This is a genomic window from Cohnella sp. LGH, assembly GCF_017671885.1.
Classification (GTDB): Bacteria; Bacillota; Bacilli; order Paenibacillales; family Paenibacillaceae; genus Cohnella; species Cohnella phaseoli.
On the sequence record NZ_CP072117.1, the window covers coordinates 5991899 to 6004573 of the forward strand.

Sequence of the window (12675 nt, forward strand, 5' to 3'; positions counted from 1 at the left end):
GTTTAATGCCTTATTTATTGAAGCTCAAGCAGACGCTCCAGCAGCACAGCTGCCTGGGCCCGCGTCGTGAGATCCTTCGGACCAAATCGTCCGTTGCTCGAGCCCTCCAGCAAGCCGGAGGTCTGCAAAGCCTTTACGCTGGCTGCAGCATAGCCGGATATCAGCTGTTCATCCTTGAAGGCTTGTAAAGAGCCTGTGCCTGCAGGCAGTGAAATACGCTCTGCTTCCAGCAAGCGATGCACCATGACCGCCATTTCCTGTCTCGTTATGGAGTCATGAACACCGAAGTTGCCATCCGGCTTGCCGGAAATGATTCCAAGCGCCTGTGCTGTGCCGAGTGCCCCGCTGTACCATGCTTCCTGTTCCACGTCTTTGAAAGTAGAGACCGCAGGCTCGCCAGAGCCAAGCTCAAAGGCGTTGACGAGCATTTGAACAAACTGGGCGCGGCTCACTTGCTTCACTGGCTGGAAGGCTCCAGCGCCAGTACCCTGCACGATGTCCCGCGCTGCCAGAGACAGAATGCTCTCCTCAGCCCATGGAACAGTCGCCAGGTCCTTGAAGCTGACGCTTGCTGCAGCTACCGTATAGTAGCTGAAATGCTTCACATGGAATATAAGCATTCCTGACTTCTCGTCATAGCGGCTGTTCTTAACCACCTCCAGCTCGCTCTTGTCGTTAATGTAATAGGCAACAATGTACTTCGGCTTAGCGCCAGCCTTCAGCGTATAAGGCAACTGCAACTCCACGGTATGTCTGTTGCCGAAATGGCTGATCGCCGTCCCGTCTACGGACAGTGTGAAGTCATAGACAGGATTGTCTTTTACCACGGCCCGTGTCTTCTCGCTGTCCAGCTTCACGGAGGTCTTCTTCACCGTGATCTCTACATTTTGGGCGTTAGAGCCCAAGTCCTTCTGCAGCATGGACAGCGGGATCGAGACGACAGCGAGGCCGGTATCGATCGTCAGCTTCTTGATCTGCGCCTTACCTGCAGCGCTCACGCTTGAAGCGGGAAGCTGAAGCTGTATTTCATTCACGGCTGCCGGCACCTCTACCTGAATACGCACCGTGCCGTTTACAGCCTGTTCCACTGCACTTTGCAGCAGGCTGCCAGAGAGCTTGGAGCGCGCGACACCGTTCTTAATGGTGTCCGCTGTCACTTTAACTGGAGCGGAAGGCTGTTTTACCGGTCCGCTATTGTCCGGGGCCGGACTTCCGCCTCCTGCTGGTACCGCCTGAAGCTCCAGTAGCATGACTCCTTCCGGCTTCAGTGTCCAGGACGTACCGAGGCTTTGGCCTGTCATCATGTCTCTCACTGTGAATGATTGGTTGTCGGCCATCGCTGCCTTCAGCGAAGCCTCATGCTTGCCAAGGTTCACAATCGTCATCATATATCGGTCGTCGCCATACGGTACTACACGCCACATAGCCCCGCGCTGACTCGATCCGTTGGTCTCCATCAGGTTGACCGGAGAAAGGCTGTCTTTCTGCTCAAGCACGCCAAACGCCTGCTCTGCCATGTTCACAGCTGATTCGTCCACCGGCTTGAGAAGCACACCGCTTCCTTGGGTTAATGCGGCTGTGCGCGGCTTCTTGTACTCGGTCGCCTTCAAGCTGCCGGCATCTGTAATGACCGTTCCTCCCTGATTTAAATAAGACTGCAGCGCGGCAAATTCAGCGTCAGTGACTTCCTCGGTCTTGCGGATCACCACGGCATCCCAGTTGGAATGCGGCTGCTTCTCCAGTATGCTTGCGGTCACAAACCCGACCGGCACACCGCTGAAGTACAAGGCTTCGTACAGCTCAAATTGATCCTCCATATAATGCGTATCATTGATTGCCGCAGTTTCAGAGTAGAAGATACGCACTGGCTTGCGCTGCTCCTGGAACTTCACAATCTCCTCGGAGAAAGCGTTCAGGTCCATCATCGTCTTGCTCAGCTCATTCGCTACCCGTGGCTGCTGAGCAACGGTTCCCGGATATGACTCCAGCAGCCCCTGCACCGAGGTGGTCATCAGACGATTCTCAATCGAGCCATCCGGATTTCGTCCCCAGAACCATGTAAAGCCTGCATCCATACCGAGCAGAGTGGCAAGCCAGTATGTGTTGCGTACATATTCCGGCTTCATATACAGATCCCGGTAAGCGACGGTAGACAGGAAATGCACCTCTGAGTTTATATGGGCCTTCTCCGGGCTGACCGAGGACATAAAGTCGTAGGACATGGCCAGCTCTTTCCACATATAGGAGTAATGCTCCTTCCAATCCTCCGCTTGTCCGGTTGACTTGAAGTTCTCCTTCCGGGTCTTCGCATCGTCGCCGATGATATCGACCATTTCCGTGAGCTTCTCAAAGTCGATGCCATGTGTCCGGTTGTCCTCAACGAACAGGTCCGGCATAATTTTGATATGCGTGTTTGCTTCTGGATCATTTTTCTTCACCTGCTCATGCAGGAAGCGCAGCCATTCCGTTCCCCGCTCCATATTGAACAAGCTGACATCATATCCGATCGGCGTTCCTTTATACTTCTTATCCAGTGGAATGACGCTCCGCGAAGCCACATCAAAGCTTGCATAGCTCGTTCCCCACAGTGCATTCAGGTCACTGATCGTCTGATGGCGCTCCTGCAGCCATGATGCGAATTGCTGCAAGGCAATGTCGGAAATACCCTCTTGGCCATTTACTTTTTTAGGTGTTGCCCAGTGGCCTTTCTCCAGGAACCAGTGCGGCTCGTTCGCCAGCAGATATCCCAGCTCCGTGTAAGGCTTTCCGCTCGTGATTGGTCCGGTCTGCTTCAGCACATTACTCCAGATCGAACGGATCTCCGGGTGATTAATGTCGTATTTCGTAAAGGTTGTAATGCCGTCACGGAGCGTCTCCCCGTGCTTACTGGTGGCCCAAGCGGGAGCGGGATCATGCCACAAGATGGTATAGCCCATGTTGTTGCTCGGACGGTTCTGTAAATCTCCGTACTTGTCTGCAGTCGGCGTACCATTTTCGTCGCTTACAAAGCTCGGATTGATGGATTTGGGCACATCTATTTTGCCGAGATAGTCGTTGTACAGGGTCGCGTTGTCTTTCGACACATCAAGTGGCTTGGAGAAATAGTCGTGCAGGAATACAGGCTTGCCCTCGCTGTAGAAATTACTTCCCTGCAGCTCAATGCCGTCCCAATCCACGAGCCGCACCGGCCTCCGCACGACCGTTCCGTCCAGCACCGCTGTCAGCTCGGCAATTGACGTATCCAGCAGCGCGATGACTTCCGTACGCTGGAACTCCGGCAGTTCCAGCGCGAGCTCCTCCGGTGACCTGCCACCCGGGCTGTAGGATGGAATAACCCCGAACATCTTCTTGTTCACATCAATATTCTTCTCATCCCAGTCGGCATATTTGTCATATTCTTTCGCGAACCAGACCGCCCCCTTCTCCCGCTCTGTATCAAGCTGGCGGGCCTGCGCTTTTAGGATCAGGGCTTCCAGCTCGCTGATTTTGGACTGAATGCGTGCCTTTAGCTCTGCCGCGGACAGTGCGCCGTATTTCAAAATACTCTTCGACACAATGCCCCCGTTCTTCAGATCAGCTTCAATCGTCGCCGTCCGGCCATCCGTTGCCTTCACGGTCACGGTCACCTTCTTCTGCTCCATCGACTTCACCGTCAGATAGATGCGCCCGTCCTGGATATCAGCCGCCAGAGCAGCTTCATCCGAGGATTCAGCCGAGTCGCCAACCATACCAAGCTTGGACTCGGTATTCGTAGTGCTGGCATCAATGTAGGTTCCGCTGGATTGAACGGCAATCTCCTTCGGAATGGAGCCGATCACCGTAAGCTCCGCACCTGACTGTACGCTCAGTTCCGTCGTCAGCGACGTAATGAGCGGCTTCAGGACGGTCGCTTTACCTGTTGTGATCTCCATGCGATTCTTCGCATACATGCTCAGCTTGGAATTTGGCTCTACCCGAAGCATCCCGGTGTCACCGATCGTCTCTCCCTTGCCCTTGATGTACATGGCACTGCCTGGCTCGAACACCGCGGACCCAATACCGCTAGCTCCGACAATGCCATTGCCGATAATGAAGCCTTCATCGCGGAAGTCCTGCAGCTGCCCCTTTACCTGAATGACTGCATGAACCGTCATTTGGGCCGTGAATTTCAGCCGCACATTAGAGGGCACGGTCAGTTTTTTCGTAACAGTAACCGGCTTGAACACTTCCACGACATGGAACGTCTTCTCGCCTACTCTTTCGTCAGCCAAGCGTCTTGCCACAGACTCTGCGCCTCCGTTCAGACCGTTCATTGCCTCCAGCAGCTCATCCGCCGTCGCAATCTCCTCGGCCAGCACCGCACCTGGCTGCTTCGCATCGTTAAAGGCTTGAGCTGCAGCCTCCAGCGCTGCGGCTGCAGTCTGATAGTCGCTCTCCGTAGCCGAGCTGTTGTTCTTCGTCATGACCGCGTCTTCAATATTCTGGGCGAATACATCTTGATGCGCTGCCGTTACCCAGTATTGATCTGACGTAAGTCCGGCACCGTTCACGCTGACCGGCGTGGAGGATATATTAGCCTCAGCCAGCTGGATCAGCTCATTCAGCCTTACAAGGATAGCGCTAACCGGCGTATAGTCAACACCGGCCCCAATATTGGAGGCCGAGGCGTTAAATATGGCCTCTGAGGCTACTGTAATCCGCTGCACCACGGACGTCATAACCGGCTTGGCCAGGGTTACAATGCCGGAAGCGATACGCAGATGGTGATTCCCCCGCATCTCTACACTCGAATCTGCACCCAGCTTGAATATACCGTTCGGACCCACCACCTCGGTGCCTTGCTGATAGTAGCTGCTTCCCGTGCGGAACACCACGGCACCGGAACCGTTGCCAGCAAGCCCTGCTCCTCGCTTGTCCGGTGTGCGGCTGTCCTGAACGGTGCCCGACACGGTCACAGCCGCATTCACGGTCATGTTGGCAAAGCTTTGCAGCTTCACGCCCGCCGGAATGGACAGCGGCTCGGTAATCGCAATTGATTCATAAAGCTCCACAGTATTTCCACTCAACTTCACCAGCGTGTCATTCACGGTCACATTTCTGAGCCAGTCCGTAAGATCCTGTGCGGTCTTAATCTCCGCAGGCAGGCCCGTACGGGTGCCATCCTGCTTAGCAGCATCAAATACCTGGACTGCTGCTGCCAGGGAAGCCTCCGCTTCCGTGACCTGACTCTGGGTGGCCGCGGCATCATCCCTGACCCCGATGGCCGATTGAATGGCTGTTATTAAGGCATCCGCAGCCGATGATGTAACCCATTTTCCGGACGATGGCACATCTGTACCATCCACGCTAACTGCCGTGGCGTCTTTGTTGGCAATCGCTCCGGAGATCGCCTGGACCAGCGCGGCCTTGTCTACCGCTTGATCCGATCCCGTAGGGACAGGCGTTACAACGACAACATCATTATTGATTACTCCTTTGACTTCGAATTTCGCTCCCTCTGCAACTTCAATCCTCTTGAACATATCTGACGTCACCGTCTTGCCGGCCGCCACTGTGACCGTCCCGGAGGTTACGTACAGCTCGCTGTTTGCCAGCAGCCTCACGCTGGAATCGGCCCCTGGCTGCAGAACGCCGGCCGCTCCCACGACCTCAATGCCTTGCTGGTAGTAGCTGCTCCCCGAATTCAGCAGCACCGAGCCGATACCGGTGCCAACAACACCATCCCGGCGAAATTCAAGAGCTCGGCTGTCCTGCAGCTTCCCGTCTACCGTAACTTCTTCCTGAATGCCCAACTTCACGAACAGCTGCAGCTTCACACCGACCGGTACGTTGAACGTCTCGTTAATCGTAACCGGGGTGCTGACCTGTGCTGTCATGTTACCGTCAGCCGTTTTGATCTTGGAAGCATCCCCGCCTACATCCAGCTTCGTGCGGAGGAACTCCACTAACTGCTGCGCATCCGCAATCATGGCGGCTTGCAGCGGAGTAGGAGGAACCACCAGTGCTGCAATGAGACTCAGGCTCATAAATAAGGACAATAATCTTTTCATGTCGGCCTCCTTAGAAAAACGTTTACATTTTGTGAACTTATGGCACTCTATTCCCTGTTCTATCTACAATCAGCGGTTGAGAAAAAGCCGCATCTTTGCATGTAAAGGAGTTTACCCTCTACCCGCCAAAGATATGGCTCCTTGATTCTAAACTAATGCTTATTTCGAGGAATCATAGTATTTCTGATACAGGGCTACATACTCTTCCACTCTCAGCTTCTTCAGTTGGGCCAGGTGATTATCCCAATCTGCATCGGTGAAACCATTCATGACGAATTTGGCAAAGGTGCTGGCATAATAGCCGTTCTTGCCATTCAGGTCCAGGTTGATGCCGGCGAGCGTCTCGCCGTCTTCCAGCGACCACAGCATCTCGTGAATGAGCTCGGTGGATGCAAATGGCATATACATCTTATAATGCTCGCGCTTCTCGTCCGCCTGATCATCAATCAGCCGATCTACCATATTCTTCAGCACCATCACGGTAGCGCCGTTGCCCGGTGCCTCCGAGTGCTTAAAGTCACCAGAGTTCATACCCTCCGGAACCGGCTGCTTGTCAAAAGTACCGTCCGGATTCTCCTTCACGGTCAGGCCAATTGGGCCTACCTCGAACTGGAAGCTCAGCTTTTCTTCATACATTGTATCCATCCACTTCAGCGTCACTTCTGGGTGTTTGTTTTTTGACGTAATTGCGAATGCTCCCTTGCTGAGCGATACCGGCATACGGAGCCAGCCTTGCTCGCCATTAGCTCCCTTCAGCGGCAGCACTGGAACATAATCCTCATTGATCGAACCGAATACCCCTTGGTTGGAGTAGGTGAAGAACGATCCGATCGGCACATCCTCACTGCGCACCTTCGTCAGGTACGTGTTCTGGTCATGAGTAAAGACCTCCGGGTCAATCAGCTTCTCCTTGAACAGCTTGTTCATATACTGCATGTAGTTCTCGTACTCCGGCTGCTCCGGCGCATATTTAACGGTGCCATTGTCCACGTACAGGTTGTTGCGCGGATCATCCAGCTTGATGCCAAAAGAGCCTGCCAGAGAATTAGCCCCGTTCTGAGCATTATTGAAGAGGAAGGAGAATGGAATCTCATCCGGCTTGCCGTTTCCGTTCGGATCCTTCTCTTTAAACGCTTTCAGTACATTGTAGAAATCATCAATCGTTTCAGGAACGGACAGGCCGAGCTGATCCAGCCACTTTTTGTTGATGTACAGTACGGAACCGATTTCGTTGAAATCTCTTTCCACCAAGGTCGGTAGCGTGTAAATATGGCCATCCGGTGCTGTAAGCATCTTCTTGAACTCGGGGCGCTGTTCAAACACCTTCTGAAGGTTCGGTGCATACTGCTCTATCATTCCCTCCAGCGGAATCAATGCACCCTGGCTGCCCAACTTGACGATCTCCTGATCCAGCAGCACAGCCCGTCCGTAAAATACATCCGGCAAGTCGCCGCTCGCGATAATGATGTTCTTCTTCTCGGCCAGATGCTCCCATCCGACCTGAGTCCATTCCACTTCCACGTTGGTCATCTCGTTCAGCTCTTTGAACATCTGCATGTCGTTATAGTCCTTCTTGACCTGCGGCGCCGTATTCGCAAAAATTTTCAGCTTGATCGGTTTCTCCAGTGGGAACTTGAATTTGTCCTCCGTACCTGCGGACGGTGCCTCCGCCGAAGCCTTTGGATTCTCTGAAGCCGTCGGTGTGCCGCCTTCCGAACACCCGCTGATGAATAGCGCCATCGTTGCCATTGCACTTACACAGGGGACCAACCATTTCTTTCTCATGTGTACAACCTCCCAAAAATGTTTTTTTGACTACCATGACCCTCGTCATACATGAAGCGCTTACATCTCGTTGTGTGATTCACAATAGCAGAGAAGGCAGGCTTATTGCAATCAGCCAAAATTGGAGGCATATGCGAAACGGCGAAGTATCAAAAAGCTTGATATACCAAGCCTCTCAAGCTCTAAACCTCCGATAGGTGAGATTCGGCAGAGGGGGATCACGTGCCTTTGATGGGCATTTGCAAGCAGAAAAAAGGCCCGCTCCCCAGATATCAGAATCTTGCGGGAGCAGCCTCGTTACAGGATTAGTATGAAACCATCACGCTCTCGGGAACCAGACGCTCATGTCACTTTCTTCCCGGTTCGCCCAGGAGAAATACGGGATCAGTCTGACCGTCACGGTCTTGTTCTGATCCTGCACTAGCGGATGATACAGCGCATCGCCCTTCGGCCGGATGACCATCTCTGTCTGCAAGCCTACCATATGATAAGGCAGCTCGGCAATCGGCACCTCTTGGAAGGTGGAGTTTATAGGAAGTGCCAGCTCATCCAGTGTTGCTTCGCCAGAGATATCACAGCCCTCCAGGCAATATACTACCGGTCCGCGCTTTACAGCAACCATTCCGTTAGCTTGCTCTACCATCGGATTCGCCTGATACAGTTGTGCCTTCATCGGCAACATAATCGTAATTTCCTCCCCGACCTGAACCGTCACTTCATGAATGCCGCTTTGAATCGGCTGGCCGTTGCAGGTCGCATCCGTGCACCATGCAGGAATTCGGAAGGAGAGCTTCATGCCCTCTGAAGGCGCCTGGTCAATATAAATCTTCACTTCCTGGTCCCATGGATAGTTCGTCTCCATGCGAAGCTTCACCGGCGCTCCGTTTGCCAACTGGGAGTTTAGTTCGCAGCCTGCGAACAGGTTAATCGCTACGCCCTGTTCAGATGTGGAGTAGATCCATTTCGGCATGCCGGTCAGGGTTCTCCACAGCTGCGGTGGACAGCACCAGCATCCGAAGGTGACAAACCGTTCATTAGGCGCATGCGCGTATTGGCGGAAAGTCGGCTTAATGCGCTCGTGAACCCGATGCGCCAGCGGATTCGCGTAGAAGTACCGGGTCATATCCAAGCTTCCTCCGGAGATGCCGGCATTGTACAGAATGCTTTCCATCCAGTCTCCGTAAACAGCTTTATTCGTCACATGCAGCATCCGGTGCGCCCACATGGCGGCAGCGATATTGGCACAGGTTTCGTTATAAGCAATACGGTGCGGCAGGTTATACTCATCACCGAATGCCTCCTGAACCCGGTCCCCCCGTTCTGAAACACCTTCATAGATCGGACATACTCCGCCCGTGATATAAATTCTCCGAGTGATCATGTCATTCCAGATTCTCTCCAGTGCGGTCAACAGAGTCTCGTCCTGAGTATGTGCGTAAACGTCCGCTGCCCCGGCGTAGAGGTAAGAAGCCGTTACAGCATGGCCAACTGGCTTATATTCCTCGCGGAGAGCCAAACGATTCTGATTCTGGTCTCCGTTGCCCAGCTTGGTGCCGCGCATGGTAACAAATATGTCCGCCAGCTCCAGATAACGCTGGGTACCGGTCAGACGGTACAGATCCACGAGCCCCATAATCTGGCTCGGGTTGAAGCAGAAGTCGCCCAGTTCCGCATTCAGTGGCATAAATACCGTGCACAAATAATCTGCGCAACGTACCGCAACCTGAAGCAAACGGTCATCCCCTGCAGCTTCATGCAGCGAACAAGCTGCTGTAAACAAATGGCCGATGTTGTACAGCTCATGGTGCGCCGGGTGCTTCCAACGCTCCTTGTCTGTCAGCAGGATTTGGGTGTTAATATATCCGTCCGGCTCCTGAGAGGCTTCGATCCATGGAATGTATTTGTCCAGAATCTCCAAAATTTGCGGGTCTTTGGACACTGCATACTGATTGGCACAACCTTCAATAAATTTGTAGCAATCTCCATCGGACCAATCATTGTCGTGGAACTTTCCTTCAATCTCCCCCGCAGCAATGCCAAAATTGATCAGGCGTGCAGCATTGTCCGGGTGCATCAGGGAGCTTTCCATGCTCTTGATGACGTGCATATAATCATCCACCCGATTTCCCCAGAAGCCACCAGTTAATTTAGCCTCTCCCAGCCTGACAGGTTGAAACTTTACGATCGTATCCGTACTCATGTCATTTGCCCCTTTCATTACAATACATAATTTAGAAGAAAGCTAGACCTGGATCAGATCCAGGTCCAGCTCGATCAAGAGATTTACTTCCCGTTCGTTGCGTCGTAATATTTTTGGTACAGCGCTACGTATTCGTCCGCCTTCAGCTTCTTCAGCTGTGCCAGGTGATTGTCCCAATCGGCCTGGGTAAAGCCATTCATGACAAACTTGGCGAAGGTGCTTGCGTAGTATCCATTTTTACCATTTAAGTCAAGGTTAATGGCGGCCAACTTCTCGCCATCTTCTGCGGACCACAGCATATCCTGAATGACATCCTTGGATGCAACTGGATCATACATTTCGTAGTATTCACGCTTCTCATCAGCCTGCTCGTCGATGAGGCGGTCTACCACATCCTGCAGTACAATAACGGTTGCGCCGTTACCTGGAGCTTCCGAGTGCTTGAAGTCACCCGAGTTCATACCGTCCGGAATCGGCATTTTGTCGAAAGTACCATCCGGATTTTCCTTCACCGTCAAGCCAACCGGGCCAATCTCGAATTGGAAGCTCAGCATTTCTTCATACATCGCATCCATCCACTTCATCGTCACTTCCGGATGCTCGTTAGAAGCTGTGATGGCAAAAGAGCCCTTGATCACCGCGGCCGGCATCCGCAGCCAACCCTGCTCGCCATCCGGTCCTTTCAGCGAAAGAACAGGCACATAATCCTCGTTCAGGTTGCCGAAGATGCTTCTTTGCGAGTAACCGAAGAACGCGCCGATCGGAACGTCATTGCTTCTAACCTTTGTCAAATATGTGTTCTGGTCATGCGTGAACACTTCCTGATCCACAAGTTTTTCCTTAAAAAGCTTGTTCAAGTATTCCAGATATGCCTTGTAGCCCGGCTGCTCTGGTGCATATTTTACGACTCCGTTATCCAGATACAAGTTGTTTCTCGGATCGTCTTGTTTAATTCCAAAGGATCCCGCAAGAGCGTTCGAGCCGTTCTGTGCATTGTTGAACAGGAAGGAGAATGGAACTTCGTCTGCTTTGCCGTTACCGTTCGGATCCTTCTCCTTGAAAGCCTTTAGTACATCATAAAATTCGTCTATGGTCGTCGGGACAGACAGACCGAGCTGGTCCAGCCACTTCTTGTTAATGAACAGCACCGAAGGGATTTCGTTGAAATCCCGCTCCACAAATGTTGGCAGGGAGTAAATATGGCCATCCGTCGCGGTCAGCATCGTTTTGAAATCAGGACGCTGCTCGAACACCTTCTTCAGGTTAGGCGCATGCTGCTCGATGAGGTCCTCCAGCGGAATAATAGCCCCCTGGCTGCCCAACTTCACGATTTCCTGATCAAGCAGGACTCCACGTCCATAGAATGCATCCGGAAGGTCGCCGCTCGCAATGACGATATTTTTCTTCTCCGCCAACTGCTCCCAGCCGACCTGTGTCCATTCCACTTCAACATTGGTCATCTCGTTCAGTTCTTTGAACATCTGCATTTCGTTGTAGTTCTTCTTAACCTGCGGCGCTGTGCTTGCGAGAATTTCAAGCTTGACCGGCTTCTCCAGGGGAAACTGAATTTCTGTTGTCTCTGTCGACTTACCGATGTCCTTCTTTGAAGCTGATTGAGTGCTGTCGGAGCTTGTACAGGCGCTCAACAACAGCGCTGCAGCCAGTATGGCGCTCAAGCTTGCAGACAATTTCTTGTTTTTCATTTCATGACCTCCCAGGGTATAAGTTCAAATACTGCTTTTATATTCATGAAGCTCTGTTAGCCTTTAACGGAGCCGATCATGACACCTTTGACAAAATAACGCTGCAGGAAAGGATACAATACGAGCACCGGCAGGCTCGCTACTACGACCATGCCGTACTTCACAAGGCCAGCGACCTTTTGCTCCTCCACAGCGTCGTTGGAACTATCGATCATATCCAGCTGTGCTTCGCTGACAATCAGAATTTTGCGGAGAATAATTTGCAGCGGATGCAGGCTTGCATCATTCAGATAAATCAGGGCCTGGAAATAGGAGTTCCACAGCGCCACCGCATTAAACAGCACCATGACCGCAATAATCGGCAGAGACAATGGAATAACCATTCTTATGAAAAACTTGAAGTTGCCGCAGCCGTCCACCATCGCTGCCTCCAGCATTTCTCCAGGAATCGTGTTCTGGAAAAAGGTTCTGACAATAATGAGCTGATACACACTGACCGCACCGGGAACGATCATAGCCCAGACGGTGTTGACCATACCGAGCTCCTTCACCAGCAGGTACGTCGGAATCAGACCTCCGTTGAAGAACATCGTAAACAGGATCAGAACCATCAAGACACCGGAGAACGGAAGGTCCTTACGCGACAAGGCATAACCGCCAGTAATGATCAAGCTGACACGGAACAACGTCCCTAAGAAGGTATAAAATATAGAGTTCGAATACCCCCGCCAGATCTCATCATCGTTGAATATTCGTTCATAACCGATCCAGGTGACATCCTTTGGCAGAAAGCGAATTTGTCCGGAATTGACCAGATCCGGATCGCTGACGGATGCTACGATAATGAAATACAGCGGATAAATAACCACAAACAGGATTCCGCAGAACAGCAGTACATTAAACCAATCAAACAGCTTATCGGACCTGCTTTTGTTTAATACGTCCATCTCTTTTCCCT

5 protein-coding genes are annotated in these 12675 nt (G+C 52.3%); all 5 read right to left on the reverse strand.

What is annotated here, in order from left to right; all coding sequences use genetic code 11:
* Positions 1 to 14 precede the first annotated feature (14 nt).
* Positions 15 to 6029, reverse strand: coding sequence for an S-layer homology domain-containing protein (locus tag J4772_RS25145; protein ID WP_209071889.1), 6015 nt, complete (start codon positions 6027 to 6029; stop codon positions 15 to 17).
* A gap of 159 nt (positions 6030 to 6188) precedes the next feature.
* Positions 6189 to 7814 (reverse strand): extracellular solute-binding protein, encoded by a 1626-nt coding sequence (locus J4772_RS25150; protein WP_209071890.1) that lies wholly within the window; start codon positions 7812 to 7814, stop codon positions 6189 to 6191.
* 319 nt (positions 7815 to 8133) lie between these two features.
* On the reverse strand, positions 8134 to 10014 hold the full coding sequence (locus J4772_RS25155; RefSeq protein WP_209071891.1) for a glycoside hydrolase family 127 protein: 1881 nt from the start codon (positions 10012 to 10014) through the stop codon (positions 8134 to 8136).
* Between the two features lie 83 nt (positions 10015 to 10097).
* Positions 10098 to 11717 carry an extracellular solute-binding protein gene (locus tag J4772_RS25160; RefSeq protein WP_209071892.1) on the reverse strand — a complete coding sequence of 540 codons (1620 nt, stop codon included), beginning with the start codon at positions 11715 to 11717 and terminating at the stop codon, positions 10098 to 10100.
* Positions 11718 to 11773: 56 nt separating this feature from the next.
* The gene (locus tag J4772_RS25165) at positions 11774 to 12664 is read right to left on the reverse strand and encodes a carbohydrate ABC transporter permease (RefSeq protein ID WP_209071893.1); all 891 of its coding nucleotides are present in this window, start codon (positions 12662 to 12664) and stop codon (positions 11774 to 11776) included.
* Positions 12665 to 12675 lie beyond the last annotated feature (11 nt).

Coding starts and splice junctions, on each gene's coding strand:
- J4772_RS25150 (WP_209071890.1), bottom strand. CDS start 7,814: ATGAGAAAGAAATGGTTGGTCCCCTGTGTAAGTGCAATGGCAACGATG.
- J4772_RS25155 (WP_209071891.1), bottom strand. CDS start 10,014: ATGAGTACGGATACGATCGTAAAGTTTCAACCTGTCAGGCTGGGAGAG.
- J4772_RS25160 (WP_209071892.1), bottom strand. CDS start 11,717: ATGAAAAACAAGAAATTGTCTGCAAGCTTGAGCGCCATACTGGCTGCA.
- J4772_RS25145 (WP_209071889.1), bottom strand. CDS start 6,029: ATGAAAAGATTATTGTCCTTATTTATGAGCCTGAGTCTCATTGCAGCA.
- J4772_RS25165 (WP_209071893.1), bottom strand. CDS start 12,664: ATGGACGTATTAAACAAAAGCAGGTCCGATAAGCTGTTTGATTGGTTT.